Below are 24,389 nucleotides of genomic sequence, written 5' to 3'. Positions count from 1 at the left end.
TAGCTTGCTTCAACGCCCTGAGGAGCCGTCCTGCATGGCCAGACCGCCGCTGGTCGGTGTGCCGACCGACCGCAGACCGATCGGATCGCATCCCTTTCTGATGGTGGGCGAGAAGTACCTGCGGGCGCTCGTCGAGGGTGCCGGCTGCGTGCCGCTGCTGTGGCCGTCGCTGACGCCGGCCTTGCCGGTGGAGGTGTTGCTGGACACGGTCGATGGCCTGTTGCTGACCGGCGCGGTCAGCAACATCGAGCCGCATCACTATTCGGACGAACCGAGCTGGGAAGGCAACCCGCACGATGCGGCGCGCGACGGCACCACGCTGCCGTTGGTGCGCGCGGCGCTGGCCGCCGGCGTGCCGATCCTGGCGATCTGCCGCGGCTTCCAGGAGGTCAACGTCGCCCTGGGTGGCACGCTGCATCAGAAGCTGCACGCGGTGCCGGGGTTGATGGACCATCGCGAGGACACGAGCGCGCCGCTGGAGATGCAGTACGGCCCGGCCCATCCGGTGATGCTGGCGCCGGGCGGGCTGCTGGCGTCCTTCGGCGAAGCCGCGCCGTGGGTCAATTCGCTGCATGGCCAGGGCGTGCGCCGCCTGGCCAAGGGCCTGGTGATCGAGGCGACCGCGCCCGACGGCTTGATCGAGGCCTTTCGACATGAAGGCGCGAGCTTTCTGCTCGGTGTGCAATGGCATCCGGAGTGGCGGGTGACCGAGCAGCCGCTCTACGCCGGCATCTTCCACGCCTTCGGCCAGGCCTGCCGTGCCCGTGCCAACCGCCGCCACGAGGTCGCCTTCGCATGAGTCGCCGCAAGACCCAACCCGACACGCCCGCCGAGCCGGCCGACAACTCACTGCGGCGCTGGCTCAAGGAGCGGCGCATCACCGAGGTCGAGTGCCTGGTGCCGGACATCACCGGCATCGCGCGCGGCAAGATCATTCCGGCCGACAAATTCAGCCACGACTACGGCACGCGCCTGCCCGAGGGCATCTTCGCAACCACGGTCACCGGCGACTATCCGCACGACTATTACGAGCTGACCAGTCCCTCGGACTCGGACATGTTCCTGCGCCCGGACCCGGGCACCGTGCGCATGGTGCCGTGGGCGGCCGATCCCACCGCCCAGGTGATCCACGACTGCTGGACCAAGGACGGTGAGCCGCACGATCTGGCCCCGCGCAACGTGCTGCGGCGCGTGCTCAAGGCCTACGAGGAGGCCGGCCTGCAGCCGGTGGTGGCGCCGGAGCTGGAATTCTTCCTGGTGCAGAAGAACACCGACCCGGACTTTCCGCTGCTGCCGCCGGCAGGGCGCTCGGGCCGGCCGGAGACCGCGCGCCAGTCGTACTCCATCGATGCGGTCAACGAGTTCGACCCGATCCTGGACCTGATGTACGACTACTGCGATGCGATGGAGTTGGACGTGGACACGCTGATCCACGAATCCGGCGCGGCGCAGCTGGAGGTCAACTTCACCCATGCCGACGCGCTCAGCCGCGCCGATCAGGTCTTCCTGTTCAAGCGCACCATGCGCGAGGCCGCGCTGCGCCACGGCATCTACGCCACCTTCCTGGCCAAGCCGATGGAGAACGAGCCCGGCAGCGCCATGCACATCCATCAGAGCCTGCTGGATCGCAAGACCGGCGCGAACGTGTTCGCCGGCAAGGAGGTGGGCAAGGAGCGCAAGACCTTCCTGCATTACATGGGCGGGCTGCAGAAGTACGCGCCCATGACCATGGCCTTCTTCGCGCCCAACGTGAATTCCTACCGGCGCCTGGCCATCGGCCAGGTGGCGCCGATCAATGTGCAGTGGGGCTACGACAACCGCACCTGCGGCCTGCGCGTGCCCAAGGACACGCTGGAGAACACGCGGGTGGAGAGCCGCTTCGCCGGTTCCGACGCCAATCCTTACCTGGCGATGGCGGCGACCCTGGCCTGCGGCCTGCTGGGGCTGCAGGAGAAGCTGCAGCCGACCAGGCCGCTGGCCAGCAGCGCGCAGGACATCGGCTTCGAGCTGCCGCGCTCGCTGGGCGAGGCGCTGGACGAACTGGAAGGCTGCGCGCCGCTGCGGGCGCTGCTGGGCGAGCGCTTCGTGCGCGCCTACATCTCGGTCAAGCGCAAGGAGTACGAGACGTTCTTCCGGGTGATCAGTTCGTGGGAGCGGGAGTTCCTGCTGTTGAATGTCTAGGCGCGTGCGACGCGACGGCGCTGTGGAAGCGGCCGATGATTCCCCGTTGTCGTCCCCGCGAAAGCGGGGACCCATGGACATGGGCTTTGCGCGAGAAGGTCCATGGATTCCCGCTTTCGCGGGAACGACGGTTTTTCCAGGTCGCGGAAACGATGGCCTTATGGGCTGATCCAAGCCGCTAAGAGAAACCAACGCAAGTACGACTGCCGCCGTGTAACAAGCGAGAAGCACAAGTTCATGGATGCCCACCAAGCCCGCACCCTGCAAGACCTCGATGCCGCGCACCATCTCCATCCGTTCAACGACAACGCGGCGCTGGCCGCCAAGGGCACGCGCATCCTGACCCGCGGCGAGGGCTGCTACGTCTGGGATGCCGAAGGCCACAAGCTGCTCGACGCCTTCGCCGGGCTGTGGTGCGTCAACATCGGCTATGGCCGCGCCGAGCTGGGCCGGGCCGCCGCGCGGCAGATGGAGCAGCTGGCTTACTACAACAGCTTCTTCCAGTGCACCACCGAGCCCACCATCCGCCTGGCGGCCAAGCTGGCCGAGCTGACGCCGTACGATCTGGATCACGCCTTCTTCGTCAACTCCGGCTCGGAGGCCAACGACACCATCCTGCGCCTGGTGCGGCACTACTGGGCGGTGCAGGACCAGCCGCGCAAGAACGTCTTCATCGCCCGCCATAACGGCTACCACGGCACCACCGTGGCCGGCGCCAGCCTGGGCGGGATGAAGAGCATGCACGGGCAGGGCGGCCTGCCGATCCCGGACATCGTCCATGTCGATCCGCCGTTCTGGTTCCACGATGGCGGCGAGCTGTCCGAGGACGAATACGGCCTGCTCGCCGCGCGCCGGGTGGAGGACAAGATCCTCGAACTGGGGCCCGAGCGCGTGGCCGCCTTCATCGGCGAGCCGGTGATGGGCGCCATCGGCGTGCACATCCCGCCGCGCACCTACTGGCCGGAGGTGGAGCGCATCTGCCGCCAGTACGACGTGCTGCTGGTGGCCGACGAGGTGATCACCGGCTTCGGCCGCACCGGGGAATGGTTCGGCGCGCAGACCTTCGGCTTCCGGCCCGATGTGATGACCATCGCCAAGGGCATCACCTCCGGCTACATCCCGCTGGGCGCGGCAATGTTCGGCGAGCGCGTGGCCGGCGTGCTGAAGGCGCAGGGCGGCGAGCTGGCGCACGGGGCGACGTACTCGGGCCATCCGGTGTGCGCGGCGGTGGCGCTGGAGAACATCCGCCTCCTGCAGGAGGAGCGGATCGTCGAGACCGCGCGCGATCACATCGCGCCCTATCTGGCCCAGCGCTGGGCGGAGCTGGGTGAGCACCGGCTGGTCGGCCAGGCGCGCATCGTCGGCCTGATGGGCGCCTTGGAGCTGGTCCCGCACAAGGGCCGGCGCACCCTGTTCGAGGAACGCGGCAAGGTGGGGGCGCTGTGTCGCGACCACGCGCTGCGCCATGGGCTCATCCTGCGCGCCACCTATGACGCGATGCTGCTGTCACCGCCGCTGGTGATCGACCGCGCGCAGGTGGACGAGCTGTTCGACAAGGCCTGGAAGGCGCTGGACGACACCGCCGAGGCGCTGGGGATCTGAGGCGTGATGCCGGCCAGAACAGCCAATCAACCCGGTCCACGCCCGGCCTGCGGCGGGTACAGTCTGAGCAACGACCGCCGCGGCGGCGGATCCGTGTGGAGAGTGGCGATGAAGTTGCGGGTGTGCGGAATAGTGGTGGCGCTGGCCGGCTTGGCCGCCTGCGGCGGCGTGGACGGCACGGCAGCGTCGGGCGAGGCGGGCGGCGGCAAGTCCAGGAACGTCAACGTCTACAACTGGTCGGACTACATCGCCCCGGACACCAATGCCAACTTCGAGAAGGCTACCGGTATCTCGGTGACCTATGACGTGTTCGACGGCAACGAGGTGCTGGAGGCCAAGCTGCTGGCCGGCGCCAGCGGCTACGACGTGGTGGTGCCCACGCTCAACTTCCTGGGGCGGCAGATCCAGGCCGGCGTGTTCCAGCCGCTGGACAAGGCCAGGATCCCCAACCTGGCCAACCTCGACCCGCAGATGATGCAGAAGATCGCCAAGCAGGATCCCGGCAACCAGTATGCCGTGCCCTACATGTGGGGCACCACCGGCATCGGCTACAACGTGGACAAGGTCAGGGCGGCCTTCGGCAATACCGAGGTCACCAACAGCTGGGATCTGGTGTTCAAGCCGGAGAATCTGGCCAAACTCAAGGACTGCGGCGTCACCTTCCTGGACACCCCGTCCGAGCTGATCCCGATCGCGCTCAACTATCTGGGCGAAGACCCCAACAGCACCGACCCGCAGGTCATCGACAAGGCCGGCGCGCTGCTCAAGACGATCCGCCCCTACATCGGCCAGTTCCATTCCTCCGCCTACATCGATGCGCTGGCCAATGGCGATACCTGCCTGGTGGTGGGCTGGTCGGGCGATGTGATCCAGGCGCGCGAGCGCGCGGCCGAGGCCGGCAACGGCGTGCACATCGCCTACTCGATTCCCAAGGAGGGCGCGCCGCTGTGGTTCGACATGCTGGCCATCCCCAAGGACGCCAGGAACGTGGACAACGCCTACGCTTACATCAACTACCTGCTCGACCCGAAGGTGATGGCCAGCGACTCGGACTTCGTCCGCTATCCCAACGCGGTGCCCAAGGCCAAGGCGCTGATGGACAAGGCCATCACCTCCGACCCGACGATCTATCCTCCGCCGGAGGTGGAAGCCAAGCTGTTCACCTTCGCCATCATCCCGCCGGAGGTGGACAAGCAGTACACCCGGCTGTGGACCGATCTGAAGACCAGCCGGTAGGCGGCGACGGGGCGGGGCGCATGGCCTGCATCGTGGTGCGGCGCTGCGGCAGAATCCACGCGTGATCCGCCCGTCGCCCGCATGATCCACCCACGGCGGCCGGTACCGCGCAGGCATCCAACAGCGACGAAGGCAGCGAGATGGCGGCAGGGGAACAGCAGATGGTCGCGTCGGGATCCGGCCCTGCGCCAGGGGCGGAGGGCTATCTGCGTCTGGAGGGCGTGCGCAAGGACTTCGATGGCGTCCTGGCCGTGGACGAGATCGACCTGTCCATCCGCAAGGGTGAGCTGTTCGCCCTGCTGGGCGGCTCGGGCAGCGGCAAGTCCACGCTGCTGCGCTGCCTGGGCGGGTTCGAGACGCCCAGCGCCGGCAGGATCTTCCTCGATGGGCAGGAGCTGGGCGCGCTGCCGCCGTACGAGCGGCCGATCAACATGATGTTCCAGTCCTATGCGCTGTTCCCGCACATGACGGTGGAGCAGAACATCGCCTTCGGTCTCAAGCAGGACCGCATCCCTAAGCGCGAGATCGCCCGGCGCGTGGAGGAGATGCTCGCGCTGGTGCGGCTGGACGGTCTAGCCAGGCGCAAGCCGCACCAGCTCTCCGGCGGGCAGCAGCAGCGCGTGGCGCTGGCACGCTGCCTGGCCAAGGGGCCCAAGCTGCTGCTGCTGGACGAGCCGATGGGCGCGCTGGACCGCAAGCTGCGCACGCAGATGCAGCTGGAGCTGGTGTCGATCATCGAGAAGACCGGCGTGACCTGCGTGATGGTCACCCACGATCAGGAAGAGGCCATGACCATGGCCACCCGCATCGCGCTGATGGAGGCCGGCCGCATCCGCCAGGTCGGCACGCCCGATGAGATCTACGAGCAGCCGGCCAGCCGCTTCGCCGCCGGCTTCATCGGTTCGGTCAACATGATCGAGGCGGTGATCGACCAGGACCACGCCGAATTCGTCACCCTGCGTGCGCCGCAGCTGGCCACCGACATCTATGTGGGCCACGGCATTTCCGGCTTCGCAGGCCAGGCGGTGTGCTTCGCCGTGCGGCCGGAGAAGCTGGTCATCGCCAAGGAGGAACCGGCGCAGCCGTACAACAAGGCCCGCGGCGTGATCGAGGACATCGCCTACTACGGCAGTCACTCGGTCTATCACGTCAGGCTGCCCAGCGATCTGGTCGTCCTGGCGCACTTCGCCAACGTGCAGCGCTGGGCCAGCGAGGGCCTGACCTGGGGCGATCCGGTCTGGGTGTGGTGGGGCGACCACGATGGCGTGGTGCTGACCCAATGAGCGCGCCGGCCTGGCTGACGCGGCTGCGCCAGCGCACGCCCGGCCCGCGCTGGGGCGTGATCGGGCTGCCGTATCTGTGGCTGCTGGTGTTCTTCGCCGTTCCGTTCCTGATCGTGCTGAAGATTTCCTTCGCCAGGCTGGCCATCGCCATGCCGCCGTACACGCCGATCCTGGACATGGACGGCGCGCAGGTCGCGCTCAGGCTCGACCTGTCCAACTATCTGCAGCTGGGCGCGTTGCAGAACGGCTATATCGCCGCCTACTTGAGCTCGCTGAAGATCGCCGCCATCGCCACGTTGCTGGCGCTGCTGATCGGCTATCCGATGGCCTATGTCATCGCGCGCTTGCCGCCGGCCTCGCGCCACATCGCGGTGATGCTGGTGGTGCTGCCGTCGTGGACCTCGTTCCTGGTCCGCGTCTATGCCTGGATCGGTCTGCTCAAGAGCAGCGGGCCGGTCGGGCGGCTGCTGGAGCAGCTGGGCGTGATCGATGCGCTGCAGGCGATGGGTTGGATCGAGGGCCGGCAGATCCTGTACACGCCGCTGGCCGCCTACATCGGCATCGTCTACTGCTATCTGCCCTTCATGGTGCTGCCGCTGTACACCAACCTGGTCAAGCACGACCCGCGGCTGCTCGAGGCGGCCTACGACCTGGGCGCGCGTCCGTGGAAGGCGTTCGTCAGGATCACCCTGCCGCTGTCGCGCGCCGGCATCGTCGCCGGCTGCATGCTGGTGATGATCCCGGCGTTGGGCGAGTTCGTGATCCCCGAACTGCTCGGCGGCCCGGACACGTTGATGATCGGCCGGGTGCTGTGGAACGAGTTCTTCGCCAACCGCGACTGGCCGCTGGCCTCGGCGGTGGCCATCGCGATGCTGGCGCTGCTGATGATCCCGATCCTGATCTTCCATCGCGTCCAGCAGCGCCAGCTCGAGGGCAGGCTGACGTGAGCGCGGTCGGTCGCGCGCGCTGGCCCGCCCGGATCGTGCTCGGGCTGGGTTTCGCGTTCCTCTATCTGCCGGTGCTGCTGCTGATGCTGTGGAGCTTCAACCGCTCGCGGCTGGCCACGGTGTGGGCGGGGTTCTCGTTCAAGTGGTATGGCGAGCTGCTGGGCGACGCGTCGATCCTGGAGGCGGCCTGGGTGAGCCTGCGCATCGCCTTCTGGACGGCCACTGCCGCGGTGGTGCTGGGCACGCTGGCCGCGCTGGCGATGACGCGCCTGCGCCGCTTTCCGGGCAGGACGCTGTTCGGCGGGCTGATCGCCGCGCCGCTGGTGATGCCCGATGTGATCATCGGCCTGTCGATGCTGCTGATGTTCGTCTCGCTGGGCGAGGTGTTCCATTTTCAGCCCAAGGGCATGGTCTCGATCTGGATCGCGCACACCACATTCTCGCTGGCCTTCGTCGCCGTGGTGGTGTCCGCGCGCATGGCCGAGCTGGACAGGTCGCTGGAAGAGGCGGCGATGGACCTGGGCGCCAACCGGGTCCAGGTGTTCTTCCTGATCACCTTGCCGATCATCGCCCCGGCGCTGGTCTCGGGCTGGCTGCTGGCCTTCACTCTGTCGCTGGACGATGTGGTGATCGCCAGCTTCGTCTCCGGCCCCGATTCGACCACGCTGCCGATGAAGGTGTTCTCCTCGGTGCGGCTGGGCTTGAGCCCCAAGATCAATGCGCTGGCGACGCTGATGATCGTGGCGGTGTCGCTGTGCGCGTTCTTGGGTTGGTGGCTGATGTCGCGCGGCGAACAGCGCCGCAAGCGGGACCGGCAGCTGGCGCTGCGGGGTGGGGACGACGGCCGGAGTTGACAGTAAGTGGGACTCCGGGTTTCACTTTCACGGCGTCGTGAGGCCCCGGTGCTCTAGTCTCCACGCAGACGTGCACGGCCCCGAGCGCTTGCGCCGCAGATCGCGGGTGCAAGCGCCTGGGGCATGGCCCCCCACCTTCGCGCGCAGGAACCTGCCTTGAGCCAACACGACGATCCCGACCGCGGCCAGGACGGCCGTGCGCAGCCCCCCGCCGACGGGGACGATCCGCAGGGCCGGCAGGATCCGCTCAAGCCTTCGCCGCTGAAGAATCCCAAGGTGCGCTGGACGCTGATCCTCATCGGCGTGGTGGTGCTGATCGCGCTGATCGTCTGGCTGGTCTATCACCTGCTCATCGGGCGCTATCTGCAGGAGACCAACGATGCCTATCTGCAGGCCGATGCGGTGGCCGTGGCGCCGCGCGTCAACGGCTATGTCACCAAGCTGCTGGTCGAGGACCACGCCTGGGTCAAGGCGGGGCAGCCGCTGATCGAGATCGATGGCCGCACCTATACCGCGCAGCTGGAGCAGGCGCAGGCCGCCGTGGCCGTGCGCCAGGCCGACATCGCCGCCGCGCAGGCGGCCATCGAGGGCCATCGCGCACAGCTGGTGCAGGCGCGCAGCCAGGCCGCCTCGGCGCAGGTGCAGCTGAAGTTCGCCAAGGCCGAGGTGGCGCGCTTCACGCCACTGGCCGCCTCCGGTGCCGACACCCACGAGCATCTGGAGAGCCTGCGCCAGCAGCGCGATCAGGCCCAGGCGCAGTTCGATGCCGCCCAGGCGCAGATCGTCGGCGCGCAGAGCCAGATCGCCGCGGGCGAGGCGCAGCTGGAGCAGGCCAAGGCCGGGCTGCAGCAGGCCCAGGCCAATGTCGACCAGGCCAACGTGGCCGTGGGCGATACGCATCTGAAGGCGCCCATCGACGGGCGCGTGGGCGATCGCACCGTGCAGGTCGGCCAGTTCCTGGCCGCCGGCACGCGCACGATGACCATCGTGCCGGTGGAGTCGCTGTACCTGACGGCCAACTTCAAGGAGACCCAGGTCGGGCTGATGCGCCCGGGCCAGCCGGTCGAGATCGAGGTCGACGCGCTGTCGGGGGTGACCCTGCATGGGCATGTGGAGAGCCTGTCGCCCGGCACCGGCTCGCAGTTCGCGCTGCTGCCGCCGGAGAACGCCACCGGCAACTTCACCAAGGTCGTCCAGCGTGTGCCGGTGCGCATCCGCGTCGATGCCGGCGAGCAGGCGCGCAAGGTGCTGGTGCCCGGCATGTCGGTGACCGCCACGGTCGATACGCGTTCGGCCAAGGGCGCCAAGGACCAGGCGCAGGACGAGGCCGACCGCCTCGACGCCCGGGACACCTCCAAGCCGTGAGCGCCACCGGCGCCAGCGCGGGCGCTCGGCCGGCCGGCGCGCAGAAGGCCGACGCCGGGGCGTGGCTGGCGGTGGCCGCCGGCACGATCGGCTCGTTCATGGCCACCCTGGATATCTCGATCGTCAACGCGGCCCTGCCGACCATACAGGGCGAGGTCGGCGCCAGCGGCACCGAGGGCACGTGGATCTCCACGGCCTATCTGGTCAGCGAGATCGTGATGATTCCGCTGACAGGCTGGTTCGTGCGCACGTTGGGGCTGCGCAACTTCCTGCTGATCTGCGCGCTGGCCTTCACCGCGTTCTCGGTGATGTGCGGGCTGTCGACCTCGCTGCCGATGATGATCGTCGGCCGCGTTGGCCAGGGCTTCGCCGGCGGCGCGCTGATCCCCACCGCGCTGACCATCGTCGCCACGCGCCTGCCGCCGTCGCAGCAGACCATGGGCACGGCGCTGTTCGGCATGACGGTGATCATGGGCCCGGTGATCGGCCCGCTGCTGGGCGGCTGGCTGACCGAGAACGTCAGCTGGCACTACGCCTTCTTCCTCAACGTGCCGGTGTGCGCGGGCCTGGTGGCGCTGCTGCTGCTGGGGCTGCAGCACGAGCAGGCGCGCTGGGCCGGCCTGCTGGAGGCCGACTGGCTGGGCATCTTCGGCCTGACCGCCGGCCTGGGCGGGCTGACGGTGGTGCTGGAGGAGGGGCAGCGCGAGCGCTGGTTCGAATCGGAATTCATCCTGTGGCTGTCGGCGCTGTCGCTGGTGGGTTTCGCCGCGCTGCTGGCGACCCAGTTCCTGCGGCACGAGCCGGTGATCCAGCTCAAGGTGCTGCTCAATCGCAGCTTCAGCGCCGTGTTCGTGATGATGCTCGCGGTGGGCATGATCCTGTTCGGCGTGATGTACATGATCCCGCAGTTCCTGGCCATGGTCTCGGGCTACAACACCGAGCAGTCCGGCTATGTGCTGCTGCTGGGCGGCGTGCCCACGGTGATCCTGATGCCGTTCATGCCCAAGCTGCTGGGCACGGTGGACGTGCGCGTGCTGGTGATCGGCGGGCTGCTGTGCTTCGCCGCTGCGTGCTTCATCAATATCGACCTGACCTCCTACAGCGTGGGCAAGACCTTCGTCGCCGGCCAGCTGCTGCAGGGCTGCGGGCTGGCGCTGGCGATGATGGCGCTCAACCAGGCGGCGATCAGCTCGGTGCCCAAGGACCTGGCCGGCGATGCCTCGGGCCTGTTCAACGCCGCGCGCAACCTGGGCGGCTCAATCGGCCTGGCGCTGATCTCCACCTTCCAGGAGCGGCGCATGACCTACCACACCCAGGTCTTGGGCAGCTCGGTCACGGCCAACTCGCCGCTGGGCCAGGACTACGTGCACCAGCTCACCGGCGCCCTGCATGCCGCCGGTGGCGATGCCGCGATGCAGGCCATCGGGGCCCTGGCGCGGATGGTGCAGCTGCAGGCGCTGGTGATGACCTACAACGACCTGTTCTGGATCTTCGGCGTCATCGTGGTGTGCTCGATCCCGCTGGCCTTCCTGCTCAAACCGCTGCCCAAGGGGACGCAACTTGCGATGCATTGACGCCCGCCGCGCCGCGCGCGCATCCCTGACCGTGCTGGTGCCGGCCCTGCTGGCCGGCTGCGTGCTCGGCCCCGACTACGTACGCCCGGAGGTGGCGCCCGAGGCCGTGCAGGCGCCGCGCCTGCATCGCGCCGACGCGGCTGGGGTGGTCAGCGCGCCGCCGCCCAGCCAGTGGTGGCGCGAACTGCACGATCCGCAGCTGGACTGGCTGATCGACACCGCGCTACGCCAGAGCCCCAACCTGCGCGCGGCCGATGCGCGGGTGCAGGCCTCGCGCGGGCTGTTCGCCCAGCGCCGCGCCGAACGCCTGCCGCAGGTCGGTGCGATGGGGGCCTACGCCCACGTCAAGGCGCCGGATTCGATCCAGCACGACATCCGCGACGGAGCCGCCGGCATCGCCCAGGCCACCGACCCGGCCACCGGCGCGGCGGTCGAACAGGCCGCGCGCGACCTCGATCTGGACAGCGACCTCTACCTGGCCGGCTTCGACGCCAGCTGGGAGCTGGACTTCTTCGGCCGCCGCCGTCGCGCCGCCGAAGGCGCCGCGGCGCAGGCCGAGGCCGCGCAGGCGCAGCTGGCCGATGCGCAGGTGCGCCTGGCCGCCGAGATCGCGCAGGTCTATCTCAACTATCGCGGCCTGCAGGCGCGCATCGCCCTGGGCCAGGACGCCGTGCGCGATGCGCAGCAGGCGCTGGACCTCACCACCCAGCGCCGTGCGCACGGGGCGGATTCGGACCTGCAGGTCGAACGCGCCCGTGGCCAGCTGCAGCAGAACCAGGCGCGGCTGCTGCCGCTGCAGGCCCAGCGCAGCGAGGCGCTGGACCAGCTGGCCTTGATGGTCGGGCAGGTGCCCGGTTCGCTCGATGCGCGCCTGGCGCCGGTCGTGCCGCTGCCGGCGCTGCCGGCGCAGGTGAGGGTGGACGACCCGGCCGCGATGATCCGCCGTCGCCCGGACGTGCGCCAGGCCGAGCGTGAGCTGGCCGGCGCCAACGCCCAGATCGGCGAGGCGCTGTCGGGCTATTTCCCGCAGGTCACGCTGATGGGCAACCTGGCCGCGGTGGCGACCAAGCCCAGCGAGCTCAATGCCGATTCGGCCGCCACGCTGGTGGCGCCGTTCCTGCGCTGGTCGATCTTCGATTTCGGCCGCATCAAGGCGCAGGTCGTCCAGGCCCGCGCAGGCACCGAAGGCCGCGCCGCGGCCTACGAGAACACCGTGCTGGCCGCGCTGCAGGATGCCAACACCGCGCTGTCCAACTTTGGCTCGGCGCGCCAGCAGCTGCTGGTGGCGGTGCAGGCCCAGGCCTCGGCCGACCGCGCCGCCGTGCTGATGCAGCAGCGACGCGCGGCGGGCGCCTCCTCGCAGATCGACCTGCTGGACGTGCAGCGCCAGCAGCGCAGCGCCCGCGACAGCGCGGCCCAGGCGCAGGTGCAGCTGCTGGTGGACTACGTGGCCCTGCAGAAGAGCCTGGGCCTGGGCTGGCAGGACGCACCGCAGCCGGGCATCGCGGCGCGCTGAGTGGCGGGGATGCTGAGTGGGAGCAACTGTCTCCTCAACTCCAGCAGCCGTCCGTCTGTAGAGCGGAGCTTGTGGCCATCCCCTCTTGGGGACTCCGCTGCTCTTCGTTCGGTTCGTGGGGAGGGCCCCAGCGGAGCAAGCTCCGCTGCTTCGTTCGGTTCGTGGGGAAGGCCCCAGCGGAGCAAGCTCCGCTCTACAGGGGGGAGCTGCCATGGCGGCGATGGGGCTTTACCGGTAGAGCCCCATCGCCGCCATGGCGGCTCCCACCAAGAGCGGGGCGAAGCAGCGGCGACGGCTGGGTAACGCGCATCGGCGGATGATGGCGCGCTGTCTTGATGCTTCGCGGAGTCGCGCATGTCTACTGAAGTCCCCAATCCCTACACCGGCCAGGTCGAGCACCGTCAGACGCTGATGGGCTCCAACACCGTGGAGGCGGCGCTGCACGCGGCCCAGGCCGCGTTCCCCGAATGGGCCCAGCGCTCCATCGAGGCGCGAGCGGAAGTCCTGCATGCGGTCGCCGCGGCGCTGCGCGAGCGGCGCGAGACCTTCCAGGCGCTGATGACGGCCGAGATGGGCAAGCTGAAGAAGGAAGCCCTGGCCGAGGTCGACAAGTGCGCCGACGCCTGCGACTACTACGCCGACCACGCCGCGCAGTACCTGCGGCCCGAGCCGATCCAGACCGAGGCGCGCTCCAGCTACGTGCGCTACGAACCGATCGGCTGCGTGTTCGCGGTGATGCCGTGGAATTTCCCCATCTGGCAGGTGTTCCGCTTCCTGGCGCCGACCCTGATGGTCGGCAACACCGCACTGCTCAAGCACGCCACCAACGTGCCGCGCTGCGCCGATGCCATCGCCGAGGCGCTGCGCGCCGGCGGCGTGCCCGAGGGCGTGTTCGGCGTGCTGCACATCGACAACGATCAGGCCGCCCAGGTCATCCGCGATCCGCGCGTGGCCGCGGTCACGCTGACCGGCTCCGAGCGCGCGGGCCGCTCCATCGCCGCCACCGCTGGCAGCGTGCTGAAGAAGTGCGTGATGGAACTGGGCGGCAGCGATGCCTTCGTCGTGCTCGACGATGCCGACCTGGACAAGACGGTCGCCGCGGCGGTGAAGGGCCGCTTCGACAACGCAGGCCAGACCTGCATCGCGGCCAAGCGCTTCATCGTGGTCGATGCGATCGCCGAGCGCTTCGTGCAGCGCTTCGTCGAGGCCGCCGGCCAGCTGCGCACCGGCGATCCCAACGATGAAACCACCACGCTGGCGCCGATGGCGCGCCAGGATCTGCGCGACGAACTGCACAAGCAGGTTGCTGCCAGCGTCGCCGATGGCGCCACCGTGCTGCTCGGCGGCCAGCCCGGGCCCGGCCATGCCGAGTACCCCGCAACCATCCTGGATCACGTCAAGGCTGGCATGCCGGCTTACGCGGAGGAGTTGTTTGGTCCGGTGGCCAGCATCCTGCGGGTGCACGACGAGGCCGAGGCCGTGCGCGTGGCCAACGACACCAGCTTCGGCCTAGGCGGCAGTGTGTGGACCGCCGATGCCGCGCGTGGCGAGCGCGTGGCCCAGCAGCTGCAATGTGGCGCGGCCTTCGTCAATGCCATCGTCAAGTCCGACGTGCGCCTGCCGTTCGGCGGCACCAAGCGCTCGGGTTTCGGTCGCGAACTGGCCAACCACGGCATGCACGAGTTCACCAACATCAAGAGCATCTACGTGAGCTGATCCGGCGCGCTGCCCGCATGCGATGATCGCGGGCACCAAGCACGTCGGGAAAGTGGGGCATGCCAGGGAACAGGCACCAGATCGCGGTGATCGGCTATGGCACCGCCGGCCAGGCGGCGGCCGCATTGCTGGCCGCAGACGGGCACCAGGTGCATGTCTTCGAACAGGCGCCGGTGCTGGGGCCGGTGGGCGCCGGCTTCCTGTTGCAGCCCACGGGGCTGCAGGTGCTGTGGGAGATGGGTCTGTTGCCGCAGGCCCTGGCGCATGGGCGCCGCATCGATCGTCTTTATGGCGAGACGCCGGCGGGGCGCGCGGTCATGGACATGCGCTATACGCATCTGGATCGGCGTCTGTTCGGGCTGGGCATGCAGCGCGGTGCGCTGTTCGCGCTGCTGGCGCAGGCGTGGGACGGTTACGGCGGCGTGCACTGCGGCACGCGCATCGTCGAGATCAGCCAGGACACGCGCCGCGTGCGCGAGGCCTCGGGCCAGTGGCATGGGCCGTTCGATCTGGTGATCGCCGCCGATGGCGCGGGCTCGGCACTGCGCCGGCACACGCAGGGCGTGCGCTCGGAGGCCGCCTATCCGTGGGGCGCGCTGTGGTGCCTGGTGCCGCAGGACGACTGGGCCTGGCCGCATGAGCTGCGCCAGCGGTACGTGGCCGCGCGCAAGATGATCGGCATGCTGCCGGTCGGGACGCGCCCGGGCGATGACACGCCGCGCCTGAGCTTCTTCTGGAGCCTGCCGGCCGATGGATTCGCGGCCTGGGAACAGGCGGGGATGCCGGCCTTCCGGCAGGAGGTCGCGGCGCTGTGGCCTCAGGCCGATGCGCGTCTGCATCCGCTTGAGGCCTGTGGCCAGCTGGCGCGCGCTGGCTATCGCGATGCCGTGGTCCACACCTGGCATCGGGACCGTCTGCTGTTGATGGGCGATGCGGCGCACGCGATGAGCCCGCAGCTGGGGCAGGGCGTCAACATGGCGCTGATGGATGCCGCCGCGCTGCGCGATGCCTTGCGCGCCGAAGCCGACCTTCCCGCCGCGCTGGCCCGCTATCAGCAGCGCCGCCGCGCGCATGTGGGCCTCTATCAGTTCTGGAGCCGCTGGCTGACGCCGCTGTTCCAGTCCGACCGCGACCGGGTGGCCAGGCTGCGCGATCTCGCCTTCCTCCGGCTGGGCCGGATGCCAGGCGGGCGCGGCCACATGCTGCGCGTGCTCAGCGGCCTTCAGCATGGACTGTTCGGGAAGCTGGCCTTGCCCGATGCCTTTCTGCTGGCGTTGGCGGGCGATGGATTACAGGTGGTATCGGAAGCGCCTTCTGGCTTGGAACTGGCCGACGGCGGCTGAGTTCTGCTGAAAACTCCCTACCGTCATTCCCGCGAAGGCGGGAATCCAGTGGCTTTCTCGCGTATGTCTGAAGACGTTGGATTTCCTAGCGCTCTCAGCGCGTGGGCGTTACTGGCTTCGGAAGGGCAGCGGTCCGGCGGGCGGTATACGGTTTTCCCTCGGTCAAAGCATCCTGCACTGCCTTAAGGCGCTCGGCTCCTGCCTCGCTCGTCGCGGCCACCGCCCGCCGGCGCGCTGCCTCGTGCGTGGCGTCGGAAGACGTCGGGTCGAAAGTCAAAGAATTCCCGATCCATTCTTCGCGGAGCCTCGCCCCGGCCGGGTACTGCGTGGTCATCAACCGCCGTAACGCGCCTCAGGCTCGTGGAGCTGGCTGCCGGGCTTGGGCGTCAGGTGCTTGCGGATCCAGTCGGCGAAGGCGGCTTCGGCCAGGGCGCCATCGGCCAGGCCGAGCATGGCGATGTACTTGTCTTCGTCGCGGGCCTGCAGCTCCACACCGTTGAGGACCAGGAACACGCGGTAGCAGACATGGGCGGTGCGCTTGTTGCCGTCCACGAACGGATGGTTGCGGGCCAGCCCGAACGCCAGGCTGGCGGCCAGCGCGGCCAGGTCCGGAGGTGGATCGCCGTAGCCGAACAGCTGCTGGGGGCGGGCCAGGGTCGCATCGAGCAGGGCGTCGTCGCGCACACCGCCGCTGCCGCCGTGCTCGGCCAGTTGGCGGTCGTGGATGGCCAGCACCAGGGCCCGGGTCATCCAGACGATCATCTCACTGCGCCAGTTTGTGCAGCACCGTGCGGTCCTCGCGCATGATCCGCTCGGCCACTTCCATCTGCGCGGCCAGGGTCGGGTCGAAGACGGTGAGCTTGATGCCGTCCGGAGTTTCCAGGGCGTAGAGCGTGTCGCCCTTTTCCAGTCGCAGGCGGGCAAGCAGGTCCTTGGGCAGGATGACGCCGGCCGAATTGCCGACGGTGGTGATCTTGAGCTTCATGGTTGTGCGCTCGAGGTTATAACGATGGTTATATTCCGATAGGTTTGGATAGAAAGGCAAGGCCAAGCGAGAACTTTGCCGTATCTCGCCCCGTGCGACGCAGGAGGTGTACAAATGTCCACCCATGGACCCCCTGACCCCTCAACGCGCCGCCGTGCTGGCCTATCTGAAGGCCCAGGCATTGCGCGGTCACGCGCCCAGCCTGGCGGAGATCGCGGCTGAATTCGGCTTTTCCTCGCGCAATGCCGCGCACAAGCATGTCCAGGCACTGGCCGAGGCGGGCCTGATCCAGCTGCGCGCGGGGCAGAAGCGCGGGATCCGGCTGCCCGAGGCCGTGCGCCGCGATGCGCTGCTGGCGCTGCCGGTGCTGGGCCGGGTCGCCGCCGGCGTGCCGATCGGCGCGGATATCGGCCTGGACGAGCAGCTGCTGCTGGATGCCGGCGTGTTCTCGCTGCGGCCGGACTATCTGCTGCGCGTGCAGGGCGATTCGATGATCGACGACGGCATCCTCGACGGCGACCTGGTGGGCGTGCATCGCAGCGCCGAGGCGCGCGACGGGCAGATCGTGGTGGCGCGCATCGAAGGCGAGCTGACCATCAAGCGCCTGGAGCGGGGCAGGCACCAGCTGCGCCTGCTGCCGCGCAATCCGGCGCATGCGCCGATCGAGGTGCCGGCCGGGGCTGACTTCGCCATCGAAGGCCTGTACTGCGGCCTGGTGCGCAGGGGTTGAGGCCGTGGCCGAGGTGCCACGTCGTGCGTTGTCGGCGGTGCCGGCCCCGGGCCTGCCGCTGGACGAGCTGCTGGCCGCGCGCACGGTCTGGCGGGCCGGGCGCGGCGGCGCCCCGCGCCATGACGGCGAGCCCACCGGCCATGCCGCGCTGGACGCACTGCTGCCCACCGCCGGCTGGCCGCGCAAGGCCTTGACCGAGCTGCTGCTGCCGGCCGACGGCATCGGCGAGATCGCCCTGCTGCTGCCCACGCTGGCGCGCCTGACCAGCGCCGGCGAGCGCGTGGCGCTGATCGCCCCGCCGTACATTCCTTACGCGCCGGCCTGGCAGGGCCGCGGGGTGGATCTGGCGCAGCTGGAGGTGGTCGACGCGGCGCCGCGCGATGCGCTGTGGGCCTTCGAGCAGTGCCTGCGCAGCGGTGCCTGCGCGGCCGTGCTGGGCTGGCCGCAGGCGGCCGACGAGCGCGCGCTGCGCCGCCTGCAGGTGGCCGCCGACAGCGGCGACTGCTGCGGCTTCGCCCTGCGCGAGGCGCGCCATGCGCTCAACGCCTCGCCGGCCGCGCTGCGCCTGGAGTACCGCAGCGAGGAGGGCGCCTGGCGCGTGCGCAAGTGTCGCGGCGGCCAGGTGCCGGCCCAGCCGCTGCGGCTGGTGCATTGAGGCGTGGCCATGCCATCGCATCGACCGCTGCCGTGGAATCCGGCTCCCCGACCCGACGCTGACGCGGCGCCCTGCGCGCGGGCGGTGCGCTGATGCTGTGGGCCTGCATCCTGCTGCCGCACCTGGCCATGGACACGGTGCTCCGGCGCCTGCCCGAGGATGAGCGCGCCGCGCCGCTGGTGCTGGTCGAAGGCCCGGCGCAGCTGCGCCGGTTGCATTCGGTCAACGCCGCCGCCGCCCAGGCCGGGCTGACGCCGGGCATGCGCCTGTCGGCCGCGCACGCGCTGCTGGCGCAGGTGCGCACGGTGGATTTCGATGCGCAGGACCAGGCGCGCAGCCAGCGCTTCCTGGCCAGTTGGGCCTATCGGCACAGCTCGCTGGTCAGCCAGCAGTGGCCGCATGCGATCGTGCTGGAGGCGCGCGCCAGCTTCCGCCTGTTCGGGCCGTGGCCGCGCTTCGCCCGCCGCCTGCGCGAGGAGCTGGAGACGCTCGGCTTCCGCCATCGCCTGGCGCTGGCGCCCACGCCGCGCGCGGCGCAGGTGCTGGCCGGGCGCGAGGACGGCCTGGCCATTGCCCGCCCCGAGCGCCTGCAGCAGGTGCTCGACGCGGTGCCGGTGCGCGCCGCGCACCTGCCCGAGGACAGCGGCGAGCGCCTGCACCGCATGGGTCTGCACACGCTGGCCGCGCTGCGCGCACTGCCGCGCGACGGGCTGCGGCGGCGCTTCGGTCTGGCCCTGCTCGAACACCTGGATCGCCTGTACGGGCAGGCCGACGACCCGCTGGACTGGTACGCACCGCCGGACCACTTCGACGCGCGCGTGGAGATGGGCTACGAGGTGGAGAACCACATGGCGCTGCTGTTCCCGCTGCGGCGCCTGGTCGGCGATCTGTGCACCTATCTGTCGATCCGCGACGGCGGCGTGCAGCGTTTCGTGCTGCGGCTGGAGCACGAGCAGGGCCATAGCGATGTGGAGGTCGGCCTGCTGGCGCCCGAGCGCAACCAGGCGCTGCTGTTCGAACTGGCGCGCAACCGCCTGGAGCGCGTGGCCATCAATCGGCCGGTGGTGGGCCTGCGCCTGCTGGCGCGGCAGCTGCCGCCGTTCGTGCCGGCGGTGCGCGACCTGTTCGACACCCGCCCGCAGCAGGCGCTGGACTGGCCGCAGCTGCGCGAGCGCCTGCGCGCGCGGCTGGGCGATGCGGCCGTCTACCGGGTCGAACCGGCCGGCGATCCGCGCCCGGAAAAGGCCTGGCGCCGCGCCCTGGGCGATGCGCCGGCGCGCGGCGTGGAGACCGCCCCCGCGCGTCCGCCGCGTCCGGCCTGGCTGCTGCCGCAGCCGGTGGCCCTGCATGGCCCGGCGCGGATCATCTCCGGCCCTGAACGCCTGGAAAGCGGTTGGTGGGACCAGGGCGATGCGCGTCGCGACTACTACGTGGTGGAAACCGCGCGCGGTCAGCGTGCCTGGGCGTTCCAGCCGGCCGGCGTGCGCGATGCGCCGTGGATGCTGCATGGGTGGTTCGGGTGAAGCGAGAAATGAGTGGAAGCGTAAAAGCGGAGAGCTGCCGGAGGCAGGGGCGATGAGTTGGGATGACGCGGTCGATGGGGTGGATCGGGATACGCCGGGCGGGCGCATGCCGCGCGCCTGGCGCACGGCCCAGCGCCTGCGCACGGCGGCCAACGACGATGCGCCGCAGGGCGTCGCCGCGGACGGCCTGCCGGCCTATGCCGAGCTGCACTGCCTGTCGGATTTCTCGTTCCTGCGCGGGGCCTCGGATGCCACGGCACTGTTCGAACGCGCTAAGGCCTGCGGCTACAGCGCGCTGGCGATCACCGACGAATGCTCGCTGGCCGGCATCGTGCGCGGTTGGGAAGGCGCACGGGCCACCGACGTCAGCCTGATCGTCGGCAGCGAGTTCGCGCTGGTCGATGGCGCCCGGTTCGTGCTGCTGGTGGAGACGCGCGCCGGCTACACCCAGCTGTGCGCGCTGATCACCACCGCACGTCGCGCGGCCAGCAAGGGCCGTTACACCCTGACGCGCGCCGACGTGGAGGCTCAGTTCCACGCCGCGGCGCCCGAACTGTTCGCCCTGTGGCTGCCCGGCGCGCAGCCGCAGGCGCAGGACGGGCGCTGGCTGCAGCAGGTGTTCGGCGAGCGCGCCTATCTGGCGGTGGAACTGCTGCGCGACGGCGACGACGACGCGCGGCTGGCCGCGCTGCTGGCGCTGTCCCGGCAGTTGGGCATGACGCCCTTGGCCAGCGGCGATGTGCACATGGCCACCCGCCGCGAGCGCGTGCTGCAGGACACGATCACCGCGATCCGCCACACCGTGCCGCTGGCCGAGGCCGGCGCGCTGCTGTTCCGCAACGGCGAGCGCCACCTGCGCTCGCGCCGGGCGCTCGGCAACATCTATCCGGCGGCGCTGCTCGAGGCGACGGTGGACCTCGCCCGGCGCTGCAGCGGCTTCGATCTCAAGCGCGATGTGAAGTACGACTATCCGGCCGAGCTGGTACCGGCCGGGTATACCGCGACCAGCTATCTGCGCGAATTGACCGAGGCCGGGATCCGCACGCGCTGGGCCGAGCGCGGCCTGACGATCTCCGACAAGGTGCGGGGCGATATCGAACAGGAGCTGGCGCTGATCGAGGAGCTGAAGTACGAAGCCTTCTTCCTGACCGTGCATGACGTGGTGCGCTTCGCCAAGTCGCAGGGAATCCTGTGCCAGGGGCGCGGCTCTTCGGCCAACTCCGCCGTGTGCTACGCGCTGGGCATCACCGCGGTGGACCCGGACGAGAATCGCCTGCTGATCTCCCGCTTCCTGTCCAAGGCGCGCAACGAGCCGCCCGATATCGACGTCGATTTCGAACACGAGCGGCGCGAGGAGGTCATCCAGTACGTCTACCGCAAGTACGGTCGTGCGCGCGCGGCGCTGGCGGCCACGGTCATCAGCTACCGCGGCAAGAGCGCGGTGCGCGAAGTGGCCAAGGCCTTCGGCCTGCCGCCGGACCAGATCGCGCTGCTGGCCAACTGCTTCGGCTGGGGCAATGGCGACACGCCGATGCAGCAGCGGCTGGAAGAGGCCGGCTTCGACACCGCCAATCCGCTGATCGTGAGGATTCTGGCCCTCACCTGCATGCTCGAAGGCAAGCCGCGCCACCTTTCCCAGCACGTCGGCGGCTTCGTCATCGCCGAGCAGACCCTGTCCACCGTGGTGCCGGTGGAGAACGCGGCCATGGCCGACCGCACCATCATCCAGTGGGAGAAAGACGACCTGGAGACCATGGGCATGCTCAAGGTCGACTGCCTGGCGCTGGGCATGCTGACCTGCATCCGCAAGACGCTGGACCTGATCCGCGTGCACCGCGGGCGCGATCACGGCATCGCCAGCATCCCGTCCAACGACAAGCCCACCTACGACATGATCCAGCTGGCCGACACGGTCGGCGTGTTCCAGATCGAATCGCGCGCGCAGATGGCCATGCTGCCGCGGCTCAAGCCCGCCAAGTTCTACGACCTGGTGATCGAGGTGGCGATCGTGCGCCCCGGGCCGATCCAGGGCGACATGGTCCATCCCTATCTGCGCCGGCGTCAGGGGCTGGAGCAGCCCACCTATCCGTCCGAGGGCGTCGAGGAGATCCTCGGGCCGACGCTGGGCGTGCCGCTGTTCCAGGAGCAGGTGATGGAGCTGGTGATCCACGCCGGCTATCAGCCGGACGAGGCCGACGGCCTGCGCCGCTCGATGGCCGCCTGGCGACGCGGCGGCGACATGGAGCCGCACCGCGTGCGCATCCGCCAGCTGATGGAGGACAAGGGCTACGCGCCGGCGTTCATCGACCAGATCTTCGACCAGATCAAGGGCTTCGGCTCGTATGGCTTCCCGCAGAGCCACGCGGCCTCCTTCGCCAAGCTGGTCTATGTCAGCTGCTGGCTCAAACGGCACGAGCCTGCGGCCTTCGCCTGCGGCCTGTTGAACGCGCAGCCGATGGGGTTTTATTCGCCCAGCCAGATCGTGCAGGACGCGCGCCGTGGCAAGGCCGCGCGCCAGGCCGTCACCGTGCTGCCGGTGGACGTGCTGCACAGCGACTGGGACAACACCCTGGTCGGCGGAAGGCCGTGGCGCAGCGCGCACGATCCGGGCGAGCAGCCGGACATCCGCCTGGGTTTCCGCCAGGTGGCCGGCCTGTCCGAGGCCACCGGCAAGGCGATCATGGCCGCACGCGCGCAGCGTCCCTTCGCCGATCTGGAAGACCTGTGCCTGCGCGCCGGCCTGGACGAGAAGGCCCGCACCGCCCTGGCCGAAGCCGGCGCGCTGCGCTCGCTGGTCGGTCACCGCAATGCCGCGCGCTGGGCGGTGGCCGGGGTCGAACGTCGCCGCCCGCTGCTGCCCGGCAGCCCGCGCGAGCAGGCCATCGCGCTGCCGGCGCCGCGTATCGGCCAGGACATCACCGCCGACTACCGCAGCGTCGGCCTGAGCCTGGAGGCGCATCCGATGGCGCTGCTGCGCGGGCGCATGCGCGCCCAGCGCATCCTCGGCCTGCGCGAGCTGCAGGACCGGCCCAGCGGCAGCGGCGTGCACGTGGCCGGTCTGGTCACCCAGCGCCAGCGCCCGGCCACGGCCAAGGGCACCATCTTCGTCACGCTCGAGGACGAGCAGGGCATGATCAACGTGATCGTCTGGCCGCACCTGGCGATGCGCCGGCGGCGCGCGCTGCTGGAGTCGCGGCTGCTGGCCGTGCGCGGGCGCTGGGAGCGCGTGGACGGCGTCGAACACCTCATCGCCGGCGACCTGCGCGACCTGAGCGAGATGCTCGGCGAGCTGGCGCTGCCCTCGCGGGATTTCCATTGAACGCGCGCTCGGCCCATCCGTACGTCGGCGACCTGTTCGCGCCCGCGCCGCTGACGGTGTTCGACGACGCCGAGGGCGGCATGCGCTACTGGCCCGACGTGGTCGATCCGGCCACCGCCGCGCGCTGGTTCGACGCCCTGCGCGAGGGCGCCCACTGGAAGCACGAGCGCCGCCCGATGTACGACCGCATCGTCGACGTGCCGCGTCTGCGCGCCGGCTACCGGCTGGACGATCTGCCACCGCAGCTACCGCTGGCCGACATGCTGGCCCTGGTGCAAGCGCGCGTGCCGGCGCCGTACACCGGGGTGGGCATGAACTTCTATCGCGACGGCCGCGACAGCGTGGCCATGCACCACGACAAGCTGCACACGCTGGTTCCCGGCCAACCGATCGCGCTGGTCTCGCTGGGCGGCACCCGGCGCATGCACATCCGCGCCCTGCACGGCCGCCGCCGCACCTTCGCCCTCGACCTGGCCCCGGGCAGCCTGCTGGTGATGAGCCATGCTAGCCAGCTCACCCACGAGCACGGCATTCCCAAGACCGATGCGGCGGTGGCGCCGCGCATGAGCGTGGTGTTCCGCGCGCGGCCGGACTGAGAACTGCGTCAAGCGCATTGCGTGCGGTGTGCAACGCCTGAGTCCACCGGCTGGCAGCCCGGGATGCCGCTGTTTCTTCGGCAAGCGTGACGTACATGCACTTGTCAACTCGATCACGTTGGTAATTCGGGATATCCGCTTCAGAAAGCGCTTGCAGCACCGTCTTGGCCGATCTAAACAGGCGCACGCGATCCGCAAAGGCTCGCCAGGAACAGGGGCGTTACATGCACGGCTTGAAGCACCACCATCGCCTCCGGCGCGCCGGGGGTGCGTCAGCTTCCGTTGGCGATCGCCTGGCCTTGGCGTATCGCCAGGAAGGCTTTGCCGTGCGTGCCGCGCCGCTGCCCGCCGATGGCCCGCAGCAGCCCGACGCCGCCCTGCTGCTCAGCCGTGGCGGGCAGACCGTGCTGGTCCATGCCTACGGCTCGGTCCATGGCGCGCAGGCGCAGGCCGCCGTGCAGCAGCTGGCCACCGACGGCTTCACCCAGGGTGCGACGCGGGGTGAGCTGATCGCCGCCGCCGGCTTCACCGTGGCCGCCTACCAGGCCGCGCTGCGTCTGGGCCAGATCACGCTGTGCGAAGACGCCGCGCGCGCCGCGCTGCTCGATGCCCCCGTCGAGGACATGCCTGTCGCCACGCCCGCCCGCACGCCCGGTCGTCCGGCCCTGGCGCTGCGCGCTGCCATCAGCTGCGGTGGCGCGGCGATGGCCCTGGTCCTGGTGCTGGCCGCCATGCCCGGCCTGCGCGGCCAGATGCAGGACCTGCTGCACCGTCCGGCGTCCGCGCCGGCCATGGCCACCCCGATCGCGGCCAGCGACTGGGTGGCACCGGCCGGATCGCGCTCGGGCGCGCTGGAGCTGGGCGGCACGCTCGCTCCGTCCGTGGCCCAGGCCCAGTCGATGACCGCGCCGCTGCCGGCCAACTTCAACCAGGCACTGGCCGCGCGGCTCTAGGCCTCGCGCCT

At 69.9% G+C, this 24,389-nt stretch carries 20 protein-coding genes; 18 read left to right on the top strand and 2 right to left on the bottom strand.

All coding sequences use genetic code 11. The annotated features are described in order from the left end of the window. The first annotated feature begins 34 nt into the window (after positions 1–34). The 12 genes from MWN52_RS11650 (at position 35) to MWN52_RS11595 (ending at position 15,617) form a co-directional block, all read left to right on the top strand. Positions 35–799 (top strand): gamma-glutamyl-gamma-aminobutyrate hydrolase family protein, encoded by a 765-nt coding sequence (locus MWN52_RS11650; RefSeq protein ID WP_286574762.1) that lies wholly within the window; start codon positions 35–37, stop codon positions 797–799. Beyond that, entirely contained in the window at positions 796–2,181 is a 1,386-nt protein-coding gene (locus MWN52_RS11645; RefSeq protein WP_286574761.1) for a glutamine synthetase family protein, read from the top strand. The genes MWN52_RS11650 and MWN52_RS11645 overlap by 4 nt, the downstream gene beginning before the upstream one ends. Positions 2,182–2,418: 237 nt before the next feature. Beyond that, entirely contained in the window at positions 2,419–3,783 is a 1,365-nt protein-coding gene (locus MWN52_RS11640; protein ID WP_286574760.1) for an aspartate aminotransferase family protein, read from the top strand. 108 nt (positions 3,784–3,891) lie between these two features. Next, positions 3,892–5,019 (top strand): polyamine ABC transporter substrate-binding protein, encoded by a 1,128-nt coding sequence (locus MWN52_RS11635; RefSeq protein WP_286574759.1) that lies wholly within the window; start codon positions 3,892–3,894, stop codon positions 5,017–5,019. A 161-nt stretch (positions 5,020–5,180) separates the two neighbouring features. Beyond that, positions 5,181–6,302 (top strand): ABC transporter ATP-binding protein, encoded by a 1,122-nt coding sequence (locus MWN52_RS11630; RefSeq protein WP_286574758.1) that lies wholly within the window; start codon positions 5,181–5,183, stop codon positions 6,300–6,302. Then, positions 6,299–7,249, top strand: a complete 951-nt coding sequence (locus MWN52_RS11625) for an ABC transporter permease subunit (RefSeq protein ID WP_286574757.1) — start codon at positions 6,299–6,301, stop codon at positions 7,247–7,249. Before MWN52_RS11630 ends, MWN52_RS11625 begins: the two co-directional genes overlap by 4 nt. After that, on the top strand, positions 7,246–8,103 hold the full coding sequence (locus MWN52_RS11620) for an ABC transporter permease subunit (RefSeq protein WP_286574756.1): 858 nt from the start codon (positions 7,246–7,248) through the stop codon (positions 8,101–8,103). Before MWN52_RS11625 ends, MWN52_RS11620 begins: the two co-directional genes overlap by 4 nt. 156 nt (positions 8,104–8,259) lie before the next feature. Further along, entirely contained in the window at positions 8,260–9,468 is a 1,209-nt protein-coding gene (locus tag MWN52_RS11615) for an HlyD family secretion protein (RefSeq protein ID WP_345783487.1), read from the top strand. Next, positions 9,465–11,042, top strand: a complete 1,578-nt coding sequence (locus MWN52_RS11610; RefSeq protein WP_131659744.1) for an MDR family MFS transporter — start codon at positions 9,465–9,467, stop codon at positions 11,040–11,042. The genes MWN52_RS11615 and MWN52_RS11610 overlap by 4 nt, the downstream gene beginning before the upstream one ends. After that, positions 11,029–12,558: an efflux transporter outer membrane subunit gene (locus tag MWN52_RS11605; protein WP_425608024.1), complete on the top strand. Its 1,530-nt coding sequence runs from the start codon at positions 11,029–11,031 to the stop codon at positions 12,556–12,558. The genes MWN52_RS11610 and MWN52_RS11605 overlap by 14 nt, the downstream gene beginning before the upstream one ends. Before the next feature lie 354 nt (positions 12,559–12,912). Further along, the gene (locus MWN52_RS11600; protein ID WP_286574754.1) at positions 12,913–14,274 is read left to right on the top strand and encodes an NAD-dependent succinate-semialdehyde dehydrogenase; all 1,362 of its coding nucleotides are present in this window, start codon (positions 12,913–12,915) and stop codon (positions 14,272–14,274) included. Between the two features lie 59 nt (positions 14,275–14,333). Next, positions 14,334–15,617, top strand: a complete 1,284-nt coding sequence (locus MWN52_RS11595) for an FAD-dependent oxidoreductase (protein ID WP_286574753.1) — start codon at positions 14,334–14,336, stop codon at positions 15,615–15,617. 333 nt (positions 15,618–15,950) lie between these two features. Here the strand turns inward: MWN52_RS11595 and MWN52_RS11590 are convergent, their stop codons facing one another. Then, positions 15,951–16,379, bottom strand: a complete 429-nt coding sequence (locus tag MWN52_RS11590; protein ID WP_130517773.1) for a type II toxin-antitoxin system death-on-curing family toxin — start codon at positions 16,377–16,379, stop codon at positions 15,951–15,953. A 1-nt stretch (position 16,380) separates the two neighbouring features. Next, the gene (locus tag MWN52_RS11585) at positions 16,381–16,602 is read right to left on the bottom strand and encodes an AbrB/MazE/SpoVT family DNA-binding domain-containing protein (RefSeq protein ID WP_130517776.1); all 222 of its coding nucleotides are present in this window, start codon (positions 16,600–16,602) and stop codon (positions 16,381–16,383) included. A 124-nt stretch (positions 16,603–16,726) separates the two neighbouring features. Here MWN52_RS11585 and lexA point away from each other — a divergent pair, with 124 nt between their 5' ends. The 6 genes from lexA to MWN52_RS11555 all read left to right on the top strand — a co-directional run bounded on the left by lexA (position 16,727) and on the right by MWN52_RS11555 (position 24,378). Beyond that, a complete protein-coding gene (lexA, locus tag MWN52_RS11580; RefSeq protein WP_130522818.1) occupies positions 16,727–17,332 on the top strand; it encodes a transcriptional repressor LexA in 606 nt (201 codons plus the stop codon). A 4-nt stretch (positions 17,333–17,336) separates the two neighbouring features. Then, positions 17,337–17,987 (top strand): translesion DNA synthesis-associated protein ImuA, encoded by a 651-nt coding sequence (imuA, locus tag MWN52_RS11575; RefSeq protein WP_235871605.1) that lies wholly within the window; start codon positions 17,337–17,339, stop codon positions 17,985–17,987. Positions 17,988–18,079: 92 nt separating this feature from the next. Continuing rightward, the gene (locus tag MWN52_RS11570) at positions 18,080–19,510 is read left to right on the top strand and encodes a Y-family DNA polymerase (protein ID WP_286574752.1); all 1,431 of its coding nucleotides are present in this window, start codon (positions 18,080–18,082) and stop codon (positions 19,508–19,510) included. A gap of 52 nt (positions 19,511–19,562) precedes the next feature. Beyond that, positions 19,563–22,829 (top strand): error-prone DNA polymerase, encoded by a 3,267-nt coding sequence (locus MWN52_RS11565; RefSeq protein ID WP_286574751.1) that lies wholly within the window; start codon positions 19,563–19,565, stop codon positions 22,827–22,829. An 80-nt stretch (positions 22,830–22,909) separates the two neighbouring features. Beyond that, positions 22,910–23,425, top strand: a complete 516-nt coding sequence (locus tag MWN52_RS11560) for an alpha-ketoglutarate-dependent dioxygenase AlkB (protein WP_130533459.1) — start codon at positions 22,910–22,912, stop codon at positions 23,423–23,425. A 326-nt stretch (positions 23,426–23,751) separates the two neighbouring features. Continuing rightward, the gene (locus MWN52_RS11555) at positions 23,752–24,378 is read left to right on the top strand and encodes a hypothetical protein (RefSeq protein WP_286574750.1); all 627 of its coding nucleotides are present in this window, start codon (positions 23,752–23,754) and stop codon (positions 24,376–24,378) included. Positions 24,379–24,389: the final 11 nt, after the last annotated feature.

The organism is Pseudoxanthomonas winnipegensis, from assembly GCF_030322905.1.
In the GTDB taxonomy this organism is placed as follows: Bacteria; Pseudomonadota; Gammaproteobacteria; order Xanthomonadales; family Xanthomonadaceae; genus Pseudoxanthomonas_A; species Pseudoxanthomonas_A winnipegensis.
Note: the sequence above shows the minus strand (reverse complement) of the source record. Positions and strands in the feature narration are given on the sequence as shown.

Coding starts and splice junctions, on each gene's coding strand:
- MWN52_RS11595 (WP_286574753.1), top strand. CDS start 14,334: ATGCCAGGGAACAGGCACCAGATCGCGGTGATCGGCTATGGCACCGCC.
- MWN52_RS11590 (WP_130517773.1), bottom strand. CDS start 16,379: ATGATCGTCTGGATGACCCGGGCCCTGGTGCTGGCCATCCACGACCGC.
- MWN52_RS11630 (WP_286574758.1), top strand. CDS start 5,181: ATGGTCGCGTCGGGATCCGGCCCTGCGCCAGGGGCGGAGGGCTATCTG.
- MWN52_RS11635 (WP_286574759.1), top strand. CDS start 3,892: ATGAAGTTGCGGGTGTGCGGAATAGTGGTGGCGCTGGCCGGCTTGGCC.
- MWN52_RS11585 (WP_130517776.1), bottom strand. CDS start 16,602: ATGAAGCTCAAGATCACCACCGTCGGCAATTCGGCCGGCGTCATCCTG.
- MWN52_RS11600 (WP_286574754.1), top strand. CDS start 12,913: ATGTCTACTGAAGTCCCCAATCCCTACACCGGCCAGGTCGAGCACCGT.
- MWN52_RS11640 (WP_286574760.1), top strand. CDS start 2,419: ATGGATGCCCACCAAGCCCGCACCCTGCAAGACCTCGATGCCGCGCAC.
- MWN52_RS11565 (WP_286574751.1), top strand. CDS start 19,563: ATGAGTTGGGATGACGCGGTCGATGGGGTGGATCGGGATACGCCGGGC.
- lexA (WP_130522818.1), top strand. CDS start 16,727: ATGGACCCCCTGACCCCTCAACGCGCCGCCGTGCTGGCCTATCTGAAG.
- MWN52_RS11570 (WP_286574752.1), top strand. CDS start 18,080: ATGCTGTGGGCCTGCATCCTGCTGCCGCACCTGGCCATGGACACGGTG.
- MWN52_RS11625 (WP_286574757.1), top strand. CDS start 6,299: ATGAGCGCGCCGGCCTGGCTGACGCGGCTGCGCCAGCGCACGCCCGGC.
- MWN52_RS11645 (WP_286574761.1), top strand. CDS start 796: ATGAGTCGCCGCAAGACCCAACCCGACACGCCCGCCGAGCCGGCCGAC.
- MWN52_RS11560 (WP_130533459.1), top strand. CDS start 22,910: ATGCGCTACTGGCCCGACGTGGTCGATCCGGCCACCGCCGCGCGCTGG.
- MWN52_RS11650 (WP_286574762.1), top strand. CDS start 35: ATGGCCAGACCGCCGCTGGTCGGTGTGCCGACCGACCGCAGACCGATC.